Raw genomic sequence first — 17,473 nt, 5'->3', positions numbered from 1 at the left:
GGAGTCGTGGCTTGTTGGTTTCTGACGCGCCCAAGAGCGCACTTGAGAGAGGCACGACGATGAGCGCACTGGTTGGCGTGATCATGGGTTCCAAATCCGACTGGAGCACCCTGAGCCACACCGCAGACATGCTGGACAAGCTCGGCATTCCGTATGAAGTGAAGGTGGTTTCCGCCCACCGTACTCCGGACCTGCTCTTCCAGTACGCCGAAGAGGCCGATGGCCGTGGCATCGAAGTGATTATCGCCGGTGCCGGCGGTGCCGCCCACCTGCCGGGCATGTGCGCCGCCAAGACCCACCTGCCGGTCCTCGGCGTGCCGGTACAGTCCTCCATGCTCTCGGGCGTCGATTCGCTGCTGTCCATCGTGCAGATGCCCGCCGGCGTCCCGGTCGCCACCCTGGCCATCGGCAAGGCCGGCGCGACCAACGCAGCCCTGCTTTCCGCCAGCATCCTGGGCGCCAAGTACCCCCAATACCACGAGGCGCTGAAGCAGTTCCGCGCCACCCAGACCGAGACGGTGCTGGACAATCCCGATCCGCGCGAGGCCTGAGTACGACCATGAAGATCGGTGTCATCGGTGGCGGCCAGCTGGGCCGCATGCTGTCCCTGGCGGGTACCCCGCTGGGCATGAACTTCGCCTTCCTCGACCCGGCGCCGGACGCCTGCGCGCAAGCCCTGGGCGAGCACATCCGCGCTGACTACAGCGACCAGGACCACCTGCGCCAGCTGGCCGATGAAGTCGACGTGGTGACCTTCGAGTTCGAGAGCGTGCCGGCCGAGACCGTGGCTTTCCTCTCGCAGTTCGTGCCGGTCTATCCGAACGCCGAGTCGCTGCGCATCGCCCGCGACCGCTGGTTCGAGAAGTCCATGTTCAAGGACCTGGGCATCCCGACCCCGGCCTTCGCCGACGTACAGTCCCAGGCCGACCTCGACGCCGCGGTAGCCAGCATCGGCCTGCCGGCGGTGATGAAGACCCGCACCCTGGGCTACGACGGCAAGGGCCAGAAGGTCCTGCGCAAGGCCGAGGACGTCACTGGCGCCTTCGCCGAATTGGGCAGCGTGCCGTGCATCCTCGAAGGTTTCGTGCCCTTCACCGGCGAAGTCTCGCTGGTGGCGGTCCGCGCCCGCGACGGCGAAACCCGCTTCTACCCGCTGGTGCACAACACCCACGAGAACGGCATCCTGCGCCTCTCCGTGGCGAGCACCGAGCACCCGTTGCAGGCGCTGGCCGAAGACTACGTCGGCCGCGTGCTGGACAAGTTGCAGTACGTAGGCGTGATGGCTTTCGAGTTCTTCGAAGTCGACGGCGGCCTGAAGGCCAACGAGATCGCCCCGCGCGTGCACAACTCCGGCCACTGGACCATCGAAGGTTCCGAGTGCAGCCAGTTCGAAAACCACGTGCGCGCCATCGCCGGCTTGCCGCTGGGCTCGACCGCGAAAGTGGGCGAGAGCGCCATGCTCAACTTCATCGGCGAAGTGCCGCCGGTGGCCGAGGTGCTGAACATCGCCGACTGCCACCTGCACCACTACGGCAAGGCCTTCAAGGCCGGGCGCAAGGTTGGCCACGCCACCCTGCGCAGCGCCGACCTGCCGACCCTGAAGGCGCGCATCGCCGAAGTCGAGGCGCTGATCGCCAAGGTCTGACGGCCCGCCGATCCAGGTGACAGGAGAAAGCCGCGTCAATCGCTGACGCGGCTTTTTTCATGGGCGATCGGCGGAGTGCTGTAAGGCCCACGAAACACTGCGGGTCGCTCTGGCGCGCGGGAATACACGGAACGCGAGGCTTTCCTACACTGTCCCATGACACGCGCGAATACGCCGCGCACATCCCACAAGGAGGGACTGTCATGGGCTTCATCGGAACCATCGTCATCGGCCTGATCGTCGGACTCATCGCACGCTTTCTGAAGCCGGGCGACGACAGCATGGGCTGGATCATGACCATCCTGATCGGCATCGGCGGCTCGCTGCTGGCGACCTACGGCGGCCAGGCGCTCGGCATCTACGCGGCCGGTCAGGCGGCAGGTTTCATCGGCGCGGTGATCGGCGCCATCGTGCTGCTGGTCATTTACGGCCTGATCAAGAAGAATTGACGGTGATTTCCGCCCCTCTCCCGCCCAGGGGGAGGGCGCAGGAAGCCCCTGCCGCCTGTGCCCGACCGGGCCCTTCGAGTCCACGATGCGCCGACCACTGCTCGCCTGCTGTCTGATCCTGCTGACTTCCCTGGCGTCCGCCGCCGAACTTCCCGAAACCGACTGGCTGTCCCTGATGCCGCCGAGCGACCGCAAGGCGCTGGAGGACATGCCGGAAATCACCCACAACGGCCCCGAGGCCAACGGCACCTTCACCAGCAAGGGCGGGCTGAAGCAGTCCGACAAGAAGCTGCCGCAGGTGATGTATTCGACCAGAACCGTGGCCGCGCTGAACGGCAAAGCGTTGCGCCTGGGCGGCTACCCGGTGCCGCTGGAGAACGACGCCAAGGGCCGTGTCACCGAGTTCTTCCTGGTGCCTTACCCGGGCGCCTGCATCCACGTGCCGCCGCCGCCGCCGAACCAGATCGTGCTGGTGCGCTACCCCAAGGGCATCCAGATCGACGATATCTACAACCCGATCTGGGTCAGCGGCACGCTGAAGGTGGAGAAGGTCAGCAATGACCTGGCCGACGCGGCCTACGCCATCGACGACGCCAAGGTGCGGCCGGTGGAAGAGAGCGACCTTTAAGTACCCCCGTCTCGAAGCTCTTTGCTACGTAGCCGGCGGCTCCCTTGTAGGAGCGAGCTTGCTCGCGAACAGATTTCCCGGATGCCGCCGGCGTTGTGCGGGTTCGCGGGCATGGCCCGCTGCTACAGGTAAATACCGGCGTTGACCGTCGGGCATGGGGCCATCAGGCCTTCAGCGGCTCGCCCCAGATTTCCACGGTCATGGTCTCGCTGCGCCCCGGCGCCACGCTCATGGCGTCGTCCATCACCCGCGCGGTCTCGATGCAGAGCATGCCGGTCCAGGCATCGTCGGGCATCTGCGACAGGCGCGCGGCCTTGTCGATCCAGGGGTTCCACACCACCGCCGAGCGCGAGCCGCCGGCCTTGACGTGGATGCCGCGCTCCCACAGCGGGTCCTGGATTACCAGGGTCTTCTCCACGTCCAGGTAGACGCGGTCGGTCTCGCCGGTGAAGCGGATCAGGCCGTGCTGCTGGCGCTCCTCCCAGTTCTCCATGGCGTCCAGGTAGCGGTTGCCCTGCAGGCCTTCGATGCTCACCTGGCGGCAGTCGCTGACGGCGAAATAGGTGTGCAGCGCCTGGGTCAGCGGCAGCGGTTTGTCGCCGAGGTTGTGGGTGGTCATTTCCAGGGTCAGGCGTTCGCCGAAGCGCATCACCAGCTCCAGTCGCGCCGAGTGCGCCCAGCCGGGCAGGCCATGGCTGGCGTCATAGCTGAAATGCACCGACAGCTGGCCCTGCTCGTCGGCGATGTCGTCCAGCTGCCAGTGGAGGGCGCGCACCAGGCCGTGGGCTGGCGGCTTGTCGCTCTGGTAGGCGGTGCGGATGTCCACCGGGTTGCGGTCCAGGTTGCCGAACCAGGGCCAGCACACCGGCACGCCGCCGCGCACGGATTGGCCGTGGCGGTACTCGGCGGTCTCGCTCAGCCACACCAGCGGTGGCTGTTCGTGGGGCTGGTAGCTGAGCAGCTGCGCACCCTGCTGGGCGATCAGGGCTTCACCATGGGCGGTGTGGATGCGCCAGCAGGACAGTTGATCGATCTGTACCTGCTCGACGCGGGGAGTCTGGATGTCGCTGCTCATGGGGGTCTCCGGGACTGCGCTGCGAAAGTTTCAGTATCACCGATCCTTCGCGCAGCGGGCAGTTCCCGGAGAATGAAAAGATCAGCTCTGGCGCAAGGCTTCGAGCCGTTCGCGCTGCTGGCCGTCGGCATCGAGGTTGGCGGCGTCCAGCCAGCTTTCGAAGGCCCGCTGGCAGCGCGGCCATTCGCTGTCGATGATGGAGAACCACGCGGTGTCGCGGTTGCGGTCCTTCACCACCGTGGCCTGGCGGAAGGTGCCCTCGAAGACGAAGCCCAGGCGCACGGCGGCACGCATGGAACGGGCGTTGAGCGCGTTGCACTTCCATTCCAGGCGGCGGTAGCCCATCTCGAAGGCCCAGCGCGCCAGCAGGTAGACCGCCTCGGTGGAGGCCGGCGAGCGCTGCATCACGCGGCCGTAGGCGATGTGGCCGATCTCGATGCTGCCGTCCTTCGGGAAGATCCGCAGGTAGCTGAGCAGGCCGACGGCGCGGCCGCTGGTGCGGTCGATCACGGCGAAGAACAGCGGATCGTTGCTCGCTGCGTTGCCCGCCAGCCAGGCGTCGAAAGGCGCGCGCTCGGGGAAGGGGCCGTAGGGCAGGTAGTCCCACAGCAGCGGGTCGGAATCCGGACCTTGCAGTGCCTGCCACAGGTCGTCGCCATGCAGGGCGACGTCCAGCGCTACGAGGTTGACGTAGCGGCCGGTCAGGGTACGGCGTTCCGGGCTGGCGGCGGGGCGCCAGTTCAGCAGGGGTTGTTCGTTCATGGGCGCTCCGGCTCAGAGGATCTTGCGGTACTGGACGAACCCGGAGCGGTCGGCAATCCGGTCATAAAGGAACATGGCGTCGGTGTTGCTCTCGTGGGTCAGCCAGTGCACCCGCGAGGCGCCATTGGCGCGGGCGTCGGCGTAGACGTGCTCGATCAGCTGCGCGCCGATGCCGCCGCCGCGCTGGCCTTCGGCAACGAACAGGTCCTGCAGGTAGACGTAGTCGCCCTGGGTCCAGCAGGAACGGTGGTAGATGAAGTGCACCATGCCGATGGCCACGCCATCGCGCCAGGCGAGGGCCGCGTGCATCGGTTCGGCCGCATCGAGGAAGCGCTGCCAGGTGACGGCTGTGGTGGCCTCGTCGATGGTGGTCTTGTAGAAGCGCTGGTAGCCCTGCCAGAGCGGCAGCCAGGCGGTGTGATCAGCGGCGCTGATCGGGCGGATCTCGACGGCGGAAGACATGCTGACAACCTTGTGTGCGTTGGAATGCTTCCAGACTAGGTCGGGAATTGGTTCTGCTAAAGAGCCATTCATGGTGAAATCAAGGGAACCATTGCCGTCGTCCTGGTAGGCTTCTCCATGAGCGTCCCGTTGCCTTTCAACCCTTCCGGTATCCGTCTCGATCCGGCCCGCCCGCTGGGCGTGCAGCTGTTTCAGGCGTTGCGCGAGCGCATCCTCGATGGTCGTCTCGCGGCGCGCTCGCGGCTGCCGGCCAGCCGTGATCTGGCTTCATCGCTGGGGGTTTCCCGCAATACCGTGGTGCGCGCCTACGAGCAGCTCTACGCCGAGGGTTACATCGAAGGCCGCACGGGCGATGGCACCTACGTGGCGGAGCGGGTTCAGCCCTCGGTCGATGCGGTTCGCAGCGAAGCCCGCAGCCCGGATGCGCCCTCGCTGGAGCGCCTCGCGCGGCACCATCTGCCGCTGCCGCCCACCGGCGCGCCACGGGCGTTCCGGGTCGGCGTGCCGGCCTTCGACCTCTTCCCCTTCGATACCTGGGCGCGGCTGCAGGCGCGCTTCTGGCGCGATCCGCCGCTGGATTGCCTGGGTTACGGCGACCCGGCCGGTGAGCAGCGCCTGCGCGAACTGGTCGCCGCCTACCTGCGCACCACCCGTGGTCTGCATTGCGACGCCGGGCAGATCATCATCACCAGCGGCGCCCAGCAGGGCATCGCGCTGTGCGCCCAGGTGCTGCTCGCCGAAGGTGACGGCGCGGCCATCGAGAACCCCGGTTACCGCGCCGCCGGCCATGCATTCGCCACGGCGGGTGCGCGCCTGCACGGTGTGCCGGTGGATGCCGATGGCCTGTGCACGGCGCAGTTGGAACAGCTGCCGGACTGCCGGCTGGTCTACGTCACGCCGTCGCACCAGTACCCCACCGGCGTGACCCTGTCGCTGGCGCGGCGCCTGGAGCTGCTGGAGTGGGCCGAGCGCAGCGGTGGCTGGATAGTCGAGGACGACTACGACGGCGAGTACCGTTACAGCGGCACGCCGCTGATGCCGCTGGCGGCGCTGGATCGCCATGACCGCGTGCTCTATGTCGGCACCTTCTGCAAGATCGCCTTCCCGGCGCTGCGCCTGGGCTACCTGGTCGTGCCGCCGGCACTGGCGCAGGCCTTCGCCCGCCGCCGTGCGCTAGATGTGCGGCATTCCGAAGTCGGCACCCAGCGGGTGATGGCGGACTTCATCGCCGAAGGACACTTCCAGCGCCACGTCCGCCGGATGCGCCGCGCCGCCCGCAGCCGTCGCGACGCGCTGCTGCGCGGCTGGCCGGAGGTGGCTGGGTGCGCGCCGATGCCAGCTGTCGAGGCGGGATTGCACCTGTGCGTGCGCGTCGACAGCCGCGAACGCGAGCTGGAACTGGTGCAGCGCGCGGCGGCGGTTGGCGTAGAGGTGAACGCCCTGAGCGATTACTGGTTGCCGGAGTCCAGCGAGCCAGCGGATCAGCGTGCCGGACTGGTGCTGGGCTTTGCCGCAGTACCCGAGGCGCGGATCGCCGAGGCACTCAAGGCACTGCGCGAGGCTTGGGCTCGAACGTAGGGCGGATAACCGTTTACGGTTATCCGCCATCCGGGCTTCGCGGCAATCGAGGCGGCGGATAACGCTTGGGGCGTTATGCGCCCTACGGTCGGCTGGGGGTTTTCCGGAGGCTTGTAACTCCCAGCTATTTCCTTAGCTGCCTTACGAAGTTGGCGGGAGGCACTAGGCTCCCTAGAATATCGCCCCTCCCGAAAATGCCCCGGAGTCGCCATGAGCCTAGCCCTGTCCACCGTTCCCGAGCGCAAGTCAACAGCGCCCTGGGTCGCCTTCCTCCTGCTGCTGGCGGGCGCGCTGTTCCTCGCCCAGGTGGTGAGCGGCCGGCAGGCATTGCTGTTCCTGGTCGGCGGCGCGCTGGGGCTGACGCTCTACCACGCCGCCTTCGGCTTCACTTCCGCCTGGCGCGTGTTCATCCGTGAACGCCGTGGCGCCGGATTGCGTGCGCAGATGGTGATGCTGGCGCTGGCCGTGCTGCTGTTCTTCCCGGCCCTGGCCGCCGGCACGCTGTTCGGCGAACCGGTGAAGGGGCTGGTGTCGCCGGCCGGTACGTCGGTCATCGTCGGCGCCTTCATCTTCGGCATCGGTATGCAGCTGGGCGGCGGTTGCGCCTCCGGCACATTGTTCACTGTCGGTGGCGGCAACGCGCGGATGCTGGTGACGCTGCTGTTCTTCATCGTCGGCTCGGTGGTCGCCACCCACCATATCGGCTGGTGGTTCGCCCTGCCGTCGCTGCCGCCGACCTCCATCGTGCAGTCGCTGGGTCTGTTCCCGGCGCTGGCGCTGAGCCTCGCGCTGTTCGCCGCCATCGCCGCCGTCAGCGTGGTGCTGGAGCGACGCCGACATGGCGTGCTGGAGCTGATCGCCAGCAATGGCGAGAAGGGCATCGGCCGGTTCTTCCGTGGCCCCTGGCCGCTGGTGTGGGGCGCGGTGGCGCTGGCGCTGCTGAACTTCGCCACCCTGGCGCTGGCCGGGCGTCCGTGGGGCGTCACCTCGGCCTTTGCCCTGTGGGGCGCGAAGGCGTTCGAGAGCCTCGGCATCGCCGTCGACCAGTGGGCCTTCTGGCAGGTCGAAGCCAATGCCAAGGCGCTCGCCGCGCCGGTCTGGCAGGACGTCACCAGCGTGATGGACTTCGGCATCATGATCGGCGCGCTGCTGGCTGCCGGTCTCGCCGGCCGTTTCGCCCCGAGTCTGAAGATCCCGGCGCGCTCGCTGATCGCAGCAGTCATCGGCGGCCTGTTGCTGGGCTACGGCGCGCGCCTGGCCTACGGCTGCAACATCGGCGCGTACTTCAGCGGCATCGCTTCCGGCAGCCTGCACGGCTGGCTGTGGCTGGTGGCGGCGTTCTTCGGCAACGCGGTGGGCGTGCGTCTGCGCCCGATCTTCTTCCCCGCCGAGCGCGTGGAAGCGCGCCTGACCGGCTGCTGAGTCAGGCTGGGCGGGGCGTCTCGCGCTCCGCCCAGTAGGTCTGTCGGTGGCCGCGGGCCTGGTAGTCCTGCGCCAGGGCTTCGGCCTCGGCACGGCTCAGCTGGCGGCGCATGACGAAGCGGTTGCCGTTGTCGTCCAGGCGCAGCAGGCACCAGTCCCGCTCCTCAGGCATTGAAGGTCGAGGTCTTGCGCAGGCGCAGCGCGAGCATGATGAGCAGGGCGCCAAAGAACACCGAGTAGGCGCCGATCACCCAGGCCACGGCGATCGCCCCGGCTCCCGGATTGCCGATCATCAGCACGCCGAACAGCACCGATACCGCGCCGGAAAGCCCCAGCCACCATTCGTTCTGCAGCGCCTTGCGCAGGCGGATTGCGGCGATGATCTGCAGCACGCCCATCACCAGCGCCCAGCCGGCGATCAGCATCAGCAGGCCCAGCGCGGTCAGCTGCGGCCAGAGGAAGGCGATCAGCCCGGCGGCAATACCCAGCAAGCCCACCAGTACCAGCGGCCACAGCGGCCGGCCGGATTCGCGCATCTGTGCGGCGGCGATCAGCGTGAACAGGCCGTCGACGAACGCGTAGGCGCCGAAGAACAGCACCATCACGGTCAGCACGATGCCCGGCCAGACCATAGCCAGGATGCCGAACAGCAAGGCAGCGACGCCGCGCAGGGCGATCCATTTCCAGTGGCGGCCCAGGGCTTGCCAGAGCGGGTGTTGCGACATGGCGGCGATCCTCGCGAGGGGTATGGCTGAAACCATAGTCGCTGGTGCGCGGCGCGGGCCCTGACGTGGGGCAAAAGAAAGCCCGGCACGGGCCGGGCTGTGAAGGGCCCGTCGCAACGGGCAGGTGCCGTCAGGCGACGTCACCGGGGAGAGCGGCTGCGACACATCCGGCGCGGATTCTGCGATCCTTGCCGGTGGCGTAGCGATGAACGGTACGGGCCCCGCCATGCGGGCGCCTCGGAGGACTTGATGCAACGCAGCATATTCTTAGTTGATTGAGCGTTCAATAAAAAACGAATAGACTGGCCCACATTATCGCCGGACGGCACAGGTACGTCCGGCGAAGAGGAGATTGAAAAATGCCCAAGGTCGGTATGCAGCCGATTCGCCGCTCCCAGCTGATCCACGCGACCCTCGAGGCGGTGGACCAGGTGGGCATGAGCGACGCCAGCATCGCCCTGATCGCCCGCCTGGCGGGGGTCTCCAACGGCATCATCAGCCACTACTTCCAGGACAAGAACGGGCTGCTGGAAGCGACGATGCGACATTTGATGTCGGCATTGAGCAAGGCTGTCGCCGAGCGCCGCGCTACCTTGCGCAACGACGAACCGCGCTCGCACCTGCGGGCCATCATCGCCGGCAACTTCGATAGCTCCCAGGTCAACGGCCCGGCCATGAAAACCTGGCTCGCGTTCTGGGCGACCAGCATGCACCAGCCGGCGCTGCGCCGACTGCAGCGGATCAACGACCACCGGCTGTATTCGAACCTGTGCAGCCAGTTCCGCCGCGAACTGCCGCTGGCCCAGGCCCGCAGCGCCGCTCGCGGCCTGGCCGCGCTGATCGACGGCCTCTGGCTGCGGGGCGCGCTCTCGGGCGATGCCTTCGACACCGAGCAGGCGTTGGCGATTGCCTACGACTACCTCGACCAACAACTGGCCAAGCGCCCCGGATAGCGGGCGCAGCCTTGCGCTGACACCGACAAGAGAGGACCACCGCACCATGGCTCGATTCGAAGTACAGAAGCTCTACATTGGCGGTCGCTACGTGGAAGCCACCAGCGGCGCCACCTTCGAGACCATCAATCCGGCCAACGGTGAAGTCCTCGCCCAGGTACAACGCGCCTCGAAGGAAGACGTCGAGCGCGCCGTGCAGGCGGCGGTGGAAGGGCAGAAAGTCTGGGCGGCGATGACCGCCATGCAGCGCTCGCGCATCCTGCGTCGCGCCGTGGACATCCTCCGCGAGCGCAATGACGAGCTCGCCGAGCTGGAAACCCTCGACACCGGCAAGCCGCTGGCCGAGACCCGCTTCGTCGACATCGTCACCGGCGCCGACGTGCTCGAGTACTACGCCGGCCTGGTGCCCGCCATCGAGGGCGAACAGATCCCGCTGCGCGACACCAGCTTCGTCTATACCCGCCGCGAGCCGCTGGGCGTGGTCGCCGGCATCGGCGCCTGGAACTACCCGATCCAGATCGCCCTTTGGAAATCCGCCCCGGCCCTGGCCGCGGGCAACGCGATGATCTTCAAGCCCAGCGAAGTCACCCCGCTGACCGCGCTGAAGCTGGCCGAGGTCTACACCCAGGCCGGCCTGCCCGATGGCGTGTTCAACGTGCTCACCGGCAGCGGCCGCGAAGTCGGCCAGTGGCTGACCGAACACCCGCTGATCGAGAAGATTTCCTTCACCGGTGGCACCTCCACCGGCAAGAAGGTCATGGCCAGCGCTTCCAGCTCCTCGCTCAAGGAAGTGACCATGGAGTTGGGCGGCAAGTCGCCGCTGATCATCTTCGAGGACGCCAACCTCGACCGTGCCGCCGATATCGCCGTCATGGCCAACTTCTTCAGTTCCGGCCAGGTCTGCACCAACGGTACCCGCGTGTTCATCCCGCGCAACCTGCAGGCGCGCTTCGAGGCCAAGGTGCTGGAGCGCGTCAAGCGCATCCGCCTGGGCAACCCGCAGGACGAAAACACCAACTTCGGCCCGCTGGTGAGCTTCCCGCACATGGAGAGCGTTCTCTCCTACATCGAGTCCGGCAAGGAACAGAAGGCCCGTCTGCTGTGCGGTGGCGAGCGCGTCACCCAGGGTGAGTTCGGCAAGGGCGCGTACGTCGCGCCGACCGTGTTCACCGACTGCCGTGACGACATGACCATCGTCCGCGAGGAAATCTTCGGGCCGGTCATGAGCATCCTCGTCTACGACACCGAAGACGAGGCCATCCGCCGCGCCAACGACACCGAGTACGGTCTCGCCGCTGGCGTCGTGACCCAGGACCTGGCCCGCGCGCACCGGGCGATTCACCGCCTGGAAGCGGGCATCTGCTGGATCAACACCTGGGGCGAGTCGCCGGCCGAGATGCCGGTTGGCGGATACAAGCAATCGGGTGTCGGTCGTGAGAACGGCCTGACTACCCTGGCTCACTACACTCGCATCAAATCCGTACAGGTAGAGCTGGGCGACTACACCTCGGTGTTCTGATCGCCGCGATCGAGCCATGAAAGGCCGGTCGCAGGCATGACTCCCTGACCACCGGCCATCCCCAACACGCAGACACCGGCGCGAACGCGTCGCGGGCGGTGTCGTGCCTGAAAAAGAGGAAGGCCTGCATGTCCCAGGAATACGACTACATCATCATCGGCGCGGGTTCCGCCGGTAACGTACTGGCTACCCGCCTGACCGAGGACGCCGACGTCAGCGTGCTCCTGCTCGAAGCCGGCGGCCCGGACTACCGCGCCGACTTCCGCACGCAGATGCCGGCGGCGCTGGCCTACCCGCTGCAGGGCCGTCGCTACAACTGGGCGTACCTGACCGACCCGGAGCCGCACATGAACAACCGCCGCATGGAGTGCGGACGCGGCAAGGGCCTGGGCGGCTCCTCGCTGATCAACGGCATGTGCTACATCCGCGGCAACGCCATGGACTTCGATGGCTGGGCGAAGGAGAAGGGCCTGGAAGACTGGACCTACCTCGACTGCCTGCCGTACTTCCGCAAGGCCGAGACCCGCGACATCGGCCCCAACGACTACCACGGCGGCAATGGTCCAGTGAGCGTCACCACGCCCAAGGCTGGCAACAACCCCCTGTTCCACGCCATGGTCGAGGCCGGCGTGCAGGCCGGTTACCCGCGTACCGAGGACCTCAACGGCTACCAGCAGGAAGGCTTCGGTCCGATGGACCGCACCGTCACCCCGCAAGGACGGCGCGCCAGTACTGCCCGTGGCTACCTGGACCAGGCCCGCGAGCGGCCGAACCTGACCATCGTCACCCATGCGCTGACCGACCGCATCCTGTTCAGCGGCAAGCGCGCCATCGGCGCGACCTATCTGCATGGCGATGACAACGCGCTGAAGGAAGTCCGCGCACGCCGCGAAGTGCTGGTGTGCTCGGGCGCCATCGCTTCTCCGCAACTGCTGCAGCGCTCCGGCGTCGGCCCGTCCGCGCTGCTGCGTGACCTGGGCATTGAGGTCGTGCATGACCTGCCCGGCGTTGGCCAGAACCTCCAGGACCACCTGGAGATGTACCTGCAGTACGCCTGCAAGCAGCCGGTTTCGCTGTACCCGGCGCTGCAGTGGTGGAACCAGCCGCAGATCGGTGCGGAGTGGATGTTCCTCGGTACCGGGCTGGGCGCGAGCAACCAGTTCGAGGCGGGCGGTTTCATCCGCAGTCGTGAGGAATTCGAGTGGCCGAACATCCAGTACCACTTCCTGCCGGTGGCAATTAACTACAACGGCAGCAATGCGGTGAGCGAGCACGGCTTCCAGGCCCACGTCGGCTCCATGCGCTCTCCCAGCCGCGGGCGGATCAACTTGACGTCCCGTGATCCGCGCAAGCACCCGAGCATCCTGTTCAACTACATGTCCTGCGAGCAGGACTGGCAGGAATTCCGCGACGCCATCCGGATCACCCGCGAGATCATGAACCAGCCGGCGCTCGATCCCTATCGCGGCCGCGAGATCAGCCCGGGCCTGGACAAGCAGAGCGACGCCGACCTCGACGCCTTCGTTCGTGAGCACGCGGAAACGGCTTTCCACCCGTCCTGCTCCTGCAAGATGGGCGACGACGACATGGCGGTGGTCGATGGCGAAGGCCGGGTGCACGGCATGGAGGGGCTGCGGGTGATCGATGCGTCGATCATGCCGCTGATCATCACCGGCAACCTCAACGCCACCACGATCATGATGGCCGAGAAGCTCGCCGATAAGGTGCGCGGTCGCCCGTCGCTGCCGCGCAGCACCGCCGACTACTTCAAGGCCGAAGGTGCACCGGTACGCGGGAAACCGCAGCGCTGATTCTGAAAGATAGAAACGAAAACGCCGGCGAGAATGCCGGCGTTTTCAGTTTTCAGCCACGACGCGGAGGAACCGGTCGGGTACGCCCGCTACCGTCGATGGCAACGAAGACGAACACTGCCTCGGTGACCTTGCGCCATTCGCTGGACAGCGGGTCATCGCTCCATACCTCGACCAGCATGCGGATCGAGCTGCGGCCCACTTCCAGGGTCTGGGTATAGAAGGAGAGCTGCGCGCCGACAGCGACCGGGACCAGGAAGGCCATGCGGTCGATGGCTACCGTGGCCACGCGGCCTCCGGCAATGCGGCTGGACATGGCGGTTCCGGCGAGATCCATCTGCGCCACCAGCCAGCCACCGAAGATGTCGCCAAAGCCGTTGGTCTCGCGCGGCAGGGCGGTGATCTGCAAGGCCAGGTCGCCTTGCGGGATAGGATCTTCTTGTTCGAGCTCGATCATAGGTAAGGGCCTCTTGCCCCCGGCGTACTCATGGTGAGGGTATGGAAAAACTCTCCCAAGACACCTGCCGGCGCAAGGCCTTGGGACAGCTTTTGATCGGCCTCCCCGCATTATATAGAGGGAGGGCCGGCGCGACGACCGCAGGATGGGATGAAATTCCCGCGGGCGCGGCCGCTGTGTCGCCTCCGCGCAATTTGCTATGGTGCGGCACCTGCGGCTGCCGGTCGCAGCCTCCTTGCCTGCAGAGATAACAAGCACCATGCCTTCTGTGAACGCTCCTGCCGCGCCCGCGTCACGTCCGTTGACCCGCAGCGACTACAAGACTCTTTCGCTGTCCGCCCTGGGCGGCGCCCTCGAGTTCTACGACTTCATCATCTTCGTGTTCTTCGCCACCGTGGTCGGCAAGCTGTTCTTCCCCGCCGACATGCCCGACTGGCTGCGCCAGCTGCAGACTTTCGGCCTGTTCGCCGCCGGCTACCTGGCCCGTCCGCTGGGTGGGGTGGTGATGGCCCACTTCGGCGACCTGCTGGGCCGCAAGAAGATGTTCACCTTGAGCATCTTCCTGATGGCCGTTCCCACGCTGATCATGGGCTTGCTGCCCACCTACGCACAGATCGGAATCTGGGCGCCGCTGGCGCTCCTGCTGCTGCGCGTCATCCAGGGCGCAGCCATCGGTGGTGAGGTCCCGGGTGCGTGGGTGTTCGTAGCCGAGCACGTCCCCCATCGTCATGTGGGCTATGCCTGCGGCACGCTCACGTCGGGTCTGACCGCGGGCATCCTCATCGGTTCGCTGGTGGCGACCCTGATCAACAGCGTCTACAGCGCCGAGGAAGTGCAGGGCTATGCCTGGCGTATTCCGTTCCTGCTGGGCGGCATCTTCGGTCTGTTCTCCGTCTACCTGCGCCGCTGGCTGCACGAGACGCCGGTATTCGCCGAGCTGCAGCTGCGCAAGCAACTGGCCGATGAGGTGCCGCTGGGTGTGGTGGTGCGTGAGCATCGCCCGGCCATCGTGCTGTCCATGCTACTGACCTGGGTGCTGTCCGCCGGCATCGTAGTGGTGATCCTGATGACCCCGTCGGTGCTGCAGACCGTCTATGGCTTCGACGCGGCTACGTCGCTGAAGGCCAACAGCGTGGCTATCGTCTGCCTGAGCGTCGGTTGCATCCTGTCCGGGCGTCTCGCCGACCGTTTCGGCGCGGGCCGCACCTTTATATATGGAAGCATCCTGCTGGGCGTCGTCTCCTGGACCTTCTACACCAGCCTCAAGGCGCATCCGGACTGGCTGTTCCCGCTGTATGCGGTCACCGGCCTGTGCGTCGGCGTCATCGGTGCGGTGCCTTACGTGATGGTCAACGCCTTCCCGGCGGTGGTGCGCTTCACCGGCCTGTCCTTCTCCTACAACCTGGCCTACGCCATCTTCGGAGGCCTGACACCCATGGTGGTTGCCCTCCTCATGAAGGAAGACCCGCTGGGCCCGGCATATTATGTAGTGGCGCTGTGCGTGGTTGGCCTGCTGGTGGGTGCCTACCTGTTGCGCCAGGAGCGCAGGTTGGTAGGGCAGGGAATGGCCATAAACTGATCGACCGGACAGTTTTTTGCAGAAAGTTTAAATTAGTCGTTGACGGCCGATTTAAACTCCCTATAATGCGCACCACTCCCAGCGACGAAGCGCTGAAAGAACTTGAAAATCAAGTACTTACAGAGATTCGAAGTTGAGAGTGGCGGTCAGGCAGGTGATTCACTTGCCGCTCTTCATTAGTTGCTCCGGCAGCGAGCTGAAAAGAAGATCGCCGAGGTGGTTGACAGCGAGTTTGATCGCTGTAGAATGCGCCTCCCGCTGATGAGAAGGTTTCCTTCGCTGAAGCACAAGCGATTGAGTAGAAAAGAAATTTTCGAAAAATAAAGCTTGACGGAAGATGAGGTTGGCGTAGAATGCGCGCCTCGGTTGAGACGAAAGTCTTAACCAACTGCTCTTTAACAAGTTGAATCAAGCAATTCGTGTGGGTGCTTGTGATGTAAGACTGATGATCGACTGATTATCAGCAACGCAAGTAACACTCGTGAATTCGAGAGTTTTAGCTCTTTAAATAGAGCATGCGATTGCTGAGCCAAGTTTAGGGTTTTCTCAAAACCCAAGCAGTATTGAACTGAAGAGTTTGATCATGGCTCAGATTGAACGCTGGCGGCAGGCCTAACACATGCAAGTCGAGCGGATGATGGGAGCTTGCTCCCGGATTCAGCGGCGGACGGGTGAGTAATGCCTAGGAATCTGCCTGGTAGTGGGGGACAACGTTTCGAAAGGAACGCTAATACCGCATACGTCCTACGGGAGAAAGCAGGGGACCTTCGGGCCTTGCGCTATCAGATGAGCCTAGGTCGGATTAGCTAGTTGGTGGGGTAAAGGCCTACCAAGGCGACGATCCGTAACTGGTCTGAGAGGATGATCAGTCACACTGGAACTGAGACACGGTCCAGACTCCTACGGGAGGCAGCAGTGGGGAATATTGGACAATGGGCGAAAGCCTGATCCAGCCATGCCGCGTGTGTGAAGAAGGTCTTCGGATTGTAAAGCACTTTAAGTTGGGAGGAAGGGCAGTAAGTTAATACCTTGCTGTTTTGACGTTACCAACAGAATAAGCACCGGCTAACTTCGTGCCAGCAGCCGCGGTAATACGAAGGGTGCAAGCGTTAATCGGAATTACTGGGCGTAAAGCGCGCGTAGGTGGTTTGGTAAGATGGATGTGAAATCCCCGGGCTCAACCTGGGAACTGCATCCATAACTGCCTGACTAGAGTACGGTAGAGGGTGGTGGAATTTCCTGTGTAGCGGTGAAATGCGTAGATATAGGAAGGAACACCAGTGGCGAAGGCGACCACCTGGACTGATACTGACACTGAGGTGCGAAAGCGTGGGGAGCAAACAGGATTAGATACCCTGGTAGTCCACGCCGTAAACGATGTCGACTAGCCGTTGGGATCCTTGAGATCTTAGTGGCGCAGCTAACGCGATAAGTCGACCGCCTGGGGAGTACGGCCGCAAGGTTAAAACTCAAATGAATTGACGGGGGCCCGCACAAGCGGTGGAGCATGTGGTTTAATTCGAAGCAACGCGAAGAACCTTACCTGGCCTTGACATGTCCGGAATCTTGCAGAGATGCGAGAGTGCCTTCGGGAATCGGAACACAGGTGCTGCATGGCTGTCGTCAGCTCGTGTCGTGAGATGTTGGGTTAAGTCCCGTAACGAGCGCAACCCTTGTCCTTAGTTACCAGCACGTTATGGTGGGCACTTTAAGGAGACTGCCGGTGACAAACCGGAGGAAGGTGGGGATGACGTCAAGTCATCATGGCCCTTACGGCCAGGGCTACACACGTGCTACAATGGTCGGTACAGAGGGTTGCCAAGCCGCGAGGTGGAGCTAATCCCATAAAACCGATCGTAGTCCGGATCGCAGTCTGCAACTCGACTGCGTGAAGTCGGAATCGCTAGTAATCGTGAATCAGAATGTCACGGTGAATACGTTCCCGGGCCTTGTACACACCGCCCGTCACACCATGGGAGTGGGTTGCTCCAGAAGTAGCTAGTCTAACCGCAAGGGGGACGGTTACCACGGAGTGATTCATGACTGGGGTGAAGTCGTAACAAGGTAGCCGTAGGGGAACCTGCGGCTGGATCACCTCCTTAATCGAAGATCTCAGCTTCTTCATAAGCTCCCACACGAATTGCTTGATTCACTGGTTAGACGATTGGGTCTGTAGCTCAGTTGGTTAGAGCGCACCCCTGATAAGGGTGAGGTCGGCAGTTCGAATCTGCCCAGACCCACCAATTGTTGTGGTGTGCTGCTGATCCGAATGGGGCCATAGCTCAGCTGGGAGAGCGCCTGCTTTGCACGCAGGAGGTCAGGAGTTCGATCCTCCTTGGCTCCACCATTAATCGTCGAAAGCTCAGACATGAATGTTCAGGTTGAACGAACATTGATGTCTGGTCTTT

At 64.6% G+C, this 17,473-nt stretch carries 16 protein-coding genes, 2 tRNA genes and 1 rRNA gene; 13 read left to right on the top strand and 6 right to left on the bottom strand.

Annotated elements, in window-relative coordinates:
- Positions 1-59: 59 nt before the first annotated feature.
- The 4 genes from purE (at position 60) to IB261_RS29555 (ending at position 2,722) form a co-directional block, all read left to right on the top strand.
- On the top strand, positions 60-551 hold the full coding sequence (gene purE / locus IB261_RS29570; RefSeq protein ID WP_017521570.1) for a 5-(carboxyamino)imidazole ribonucleotide mutase: 492 nt from the start codon (positions 60-62) through the stop codon (positions 549-551).
- Between the two features lie 8 nt (positions 552-559).
- The gene (locus IB261_RS29565; protein WP_192383559.1) at positions 560-1,645 is read left to right on the top strand and encodes a 5-(carboxyamino)imidazole ribonucleotide synthase; all 1,086 of its coding nucleotides are present in this window, start codon (positions 560-562) and stop codon (positions 1,643-1,645) included.
- 203 nt (positions 1,646-1,848) lie between these two features.
- A complete protein-coding gene (locus IB261_RS29560) occupies positions 1,849-2,094 on the top strand; it encodes a GlsB/YeaQ/YmgE family stress response membrane protein (protein ID WP_081519143.1) in 246 nt (81 codons plus the stop codon).
- Positions 2,095-2,179: 85 nt separating this feature from the next.
- Positions 2,180-2,722, top strand: coding sequence for a DUF3299 domain-containing protein (locus IB261_RS29555; RefSeq protein ID WP_151188746.1), 543 nt, complete (start codon positions 2,180-2,182; stop codon positions 2,720-2,722).
- A gap of 163 nt (positions 2,723-2,885) precedes the next feature.
- Here IB261_RS29555 and IB261_RS29550 read toward each other — a convergent pair whose 3' ends face one another.
- From IB261_RS29550 to IB261_RS29540, 3 genes are all read right to left on the bottom strand, one after another.
- Positions 2,886-3,797: a D-hexose-6-phosphate mutarotase gene (locus IB261_RS29550; RefSeq protein ID WP_192383560.1), complete on the bottom strand. Its 912-nt coding sequence runs from the start codon at positions 3,795-3,797 to the stop codon at positions 2,886-2,888.
- 81 nt (positions 3,798-3,878) lie between these two features.
- Positions 3,879-4,559 carry a GNAT family N-acetyltransferase gene (locus IB261_RS29545; RefSeq protein ID WP_192225727.1) on the bottom strand — a complete coding sequence of 227 codons (681 nt, stop codon included), beginning with the start codon at positions 4,557-4,559 and terminating at the stop codon, positions 3,879-3,881.
- Between the two features lie 12 nt (positions 4,560-4,571).
- Positions 4,572-5,021, bottom strand: coding sequence for a GNAT family N-acetyltransferase (locus tag IB261_RS29540; protein WP_151188743.1), 450 nt, complete (start codon positions 5,019-5,021; stop codon positions 4,572-4,574).
- Positions 5,022-5,138: 117 nt separating this feature from the next.
- On the opposite strand from IB261_RS29540, the gene pdxR reads away from it, so the two are divergent.
- Together pdxR and IB261_RS29530 are read left to right on the top strand one after the other, a co-directional pair.
- Positions 5,139-6,599 carry a MocR-like pyridoxine biosynthesis transcription factor PdxR gene (gene pdxR, locus IB261_RS29535; protein WP_192383561.1) on the top strand — a complete coding sequence of 487 codons (1,461 nt, stop codon included), beginning with the start codon at positions 5,139-5,141 and terminating at the stop codon, positions 6,597-6,599.
- 210 nt (positions 6,600-6,809) lie between these two features.
- Positions 6,810-8,021, top strand: coding sequence for a YeeE/YedE family protein (locus IB261_RS29530; protein ID WP_192225729.1), 1,212 nt, complete (start codon positions 6,810-6,812; stop codon positions 8,019-8,021).
- Between the two features lies 1 nt (position 8,022).
- On the opposite strand, the gene IB261_RS29525 is transcribed toward IB261_RS29530, so the two are convergent.
- Together IB261_RS29525 and IB261_RS29520 are read right to left on the bottom strand one after the other, a co-directional pair.
- Positions 8,023-8,193: a hypothetical protein gene (locus tag IB261_RS29525; RefSeq protein ID WP_167523245.1), complete on the bottom strand. Its 171-nt coding sequence runs from the start codon at positions 8,191-8,193 to the stop codon at positions 8,023-8,025.
- Positions 8,186-8,746 (bottom strand): HdeD family acid-resistance protein, encoded by a 561-nt coding sequence (locus IB261_RS29520; protein ID WP_081519150.1) that lies wholly within the window; start codon positions 8,744-8,746, stop codon positions 8,186-8,188. Before IB261_RS29520 ends, IB261_RS29525 begins: the two co-directional genes overlap by 8 nt.
- Positions 8,747-9,105: 359 nt before the next feature.
- Between IB261_RS29520 and betI the strand changes: the two genes are divergently transcribed.
- From betI to betA, 3 genes are all read left to right on the top strand, one after another.
- Positions 9,106-9,699: a transcriptional regulator BetI gene (gene betI, locus IB261_RS29515; RefSeq protein ID WP_045214133.1), complete on the top strand. Its 594-nt coding sequence runs from the start codon at positions 9,106-9,108 to the stop codon at positions 9,697-9,699.
- Positions 9,700-9,745: 46 nt separating this feature from the next.
- Positions 9,746-11,218 carry a betaine-aldehyde dehydrogenase gene (gene betB, locus IB261_RS29510; protein ID WP_192225731.1) on the top strand — a complete coding sequence of 491 codons (1,473 nt, stop codon included), beginning with the start codon at positions 9,746-9,748 and terminating at the stop codon, positions 11,216-11,218.
- Positions 11,219-11,346: 128 nt separating this feature from the next.
- The gene (gene betA / locus IB261_RS29505) at positions 11,347-13,029 is read left to right on the top strand and encodes a choline dehydrogenase (RefSeq protein ID WP_192383562.1); all 1,683 of its coding nucleotides are present in this window, start codon (positions 11,347-11,349) and stop codon (positions 13,027-13,029) included.
- 52 nt (positions 13,030-13,081) lie between these two features.
- On the opposite strand, the gene IB261_RS29500 is transcribed toward betA, so the two are convergent.
- On the bottom strand, positions 13,082-13,486 hold the full coding sequence (locus tag IB261_RS29500; RefSeq protein WP_017521585.1) for an acyl-CoA thioesterase: 405 nt from the start codon (positions 13,484-13,486) through the stop codon (positions 13,082-13,084).
- A gap of 259 nt (positions 13,487-13,745) precedes the next feature.
- Between IB261_RS29500 and IB261_RS29495 the strand changes: the two genes are divergently transcribed.
- From IB261_RS29495 to IB261_RS29480, 4 genes are all read left to right on the top strand, one after another.
- On the top strand, positions 13,746-15,065 hold the full coding sequence (locus IB261_RS29495; RefSeq protein ID WP_081519153.1) for an MFS transporter: 1,320 nt from the start codon (positions 13,746-13,748) through the stop codon (positions 15,063-15,065).
- 565 nt (positions 15,066-15,630) lie between these two features.
- Positions 15,631-17,167: ribosomal RNA gene (locus IB261_RS29490) — 16S ribosomal RNA — on the top strand.
- Between the two features lie 64 nt (positions 17,168-17,231).
- A tRNA-Ile gene (locus tag IB261_RS29485) sits at positions 17,232-17,308 on the top strand.
- Between the two features lie 28 nt (positions 17,309-17,336).
- Positions 17,337-17,412 (top strand) — tRNA-Ala (locus IB261_RS29480).
- The last annotated feature ends 61 nt before the right edge of the window (positions 17,413-17,473 follow it).

Origin of the sequence: Pseudomonas sp. PDM20 (genome assembly GCF_014852575.3) — a bacterium.
GTDB lineage: Bacteria > Pseudomonadota > Gammaproteobacteria > Pseudomonadales > Pseudomonadaceae > Pseudomonas.
Note: the sequence above shows the minus strand (reverse complement) of the source record. Positions and strands in the feature narration are given on the sequence as shown.

What these genes read in the sequence shown, in the direction of transcription:
- IB261_RS29565 (WP_192383559.1), top strand. Translation starts at nt 560, where the DNA reads ATGAAGATCGGTGTCATCGGTGGCGGCCAGCTGGGCCGCATGCTGTCC.
- IB261_RS29540 (WP_151188743.1), bottom strand. Translation starts at nt 5,021, where the DNA reads ATGTCTTCCGCCGTCGAGATCCGCCCGATCAGCGCCGCTGATCACACC.
- betI (WP_045214133.1), top strand. Translation starts at nt 9,106, where the DNA reads ATGCCCAAGGTCGGTATGCAGCCGATTCGCCGCTCCCAGCTGATCCAC.
- IB261_RS29495 (WP_081519153.1), top strand. Translation starts at nt 13,746, where the DNA reads ATGCCTTCTGTGAACGCTCCTGCCGCGCCCGCGTCACGTCCGTTGACC.
- IB261_RS29555 (WP_151188746.1), top strand. Translation starts at nt 2,180, where the DNA reads ATGCGCCGACCACTGCTCGCCTGCTGTCTGATCCTGCTGACTTCCCTG.
- IB261_RS29560 (WP_081519143.1), top strand. Translation starts at nt 1,849, where the DNA reads ATGGGCTTCATCGGAACCATCGTCATCGGCCTGATCGTCGGACTCATC.
- IB261_RS29550 (WP_192383560.1), bottom strand. Translation starts at nt 3,797, where the DNA reads ATGAGCAGCGACATCCAGACTCCCCGCGTCGAGCAGGTACAGATCGAT.
- IB261_RS29525 (WP_167523245.1), bottom strand. Translation starts at nt 8,193, where the DNA reads ATGCCTGAGGAGCGGGACTGGTGCCTGCTGCGCCTGGACGACAACGGC.
- betB (WP_192225731.1), top strand. Translation starts at nt 9,746, where the DNA reads ATGGCTCGATTCGAAGTACAGAAGCTCTACATTGGCGGTCGCTACGTG.
- IB261_RS29520 (WP_081519150.1), bottom strand. Translation starts at nt 8,746, where the DNA reads ATGTCGCAACACCCGCTCTGGCAAGCCCTGGGCCGCCACTGGAAATGG.
- IB261_RS29500 (WP_017521585.1), bottom strand. Translation starts at nt 13,486, where the DNA reads ATGATCGAGCTCGAACAAGAAGATCCTATCCCGCAAGGCGACCTGGCC.
- IB261_RS29530 (WP_192225729.1), top strand. Translation starts at nt 6,810, where the DNA reads ATGAGCCTAGCCCTGTCCACCGTTCCCGAGCGCAAGTCAACAGCGCCC.
- IB261_RS29545 (WP_192225727.1), bottom strand. Translation starts at nt 4,559, where the DNA reads ATGAACGAACAACCCCTGCTGAACTGGCGCCCCGCCGCCAGCCCGGAA.
- purE (WP_017521570.1), top strand. Translation starts at nt 60, where the DNA reads ATGAGCGCACTGGTTGGCGTGATCATGGGTTCCAAATCCGACTGGAGC.
- betA (WP_192383562.1), top strand. Translation starts at nt 11,347, where the DNA reads ATGTCCCAGGAATACGACTACATCATCATCGGCGCGGGTTCCGCCGGT.
- pdxR (WP_192383561.1), top strand. Translation starts at nt 5,139, where the DNA reads ATGAGCGTCCCGTTGCCTTTCAACCCTTCCGGTATCCGTCTCGATCCG.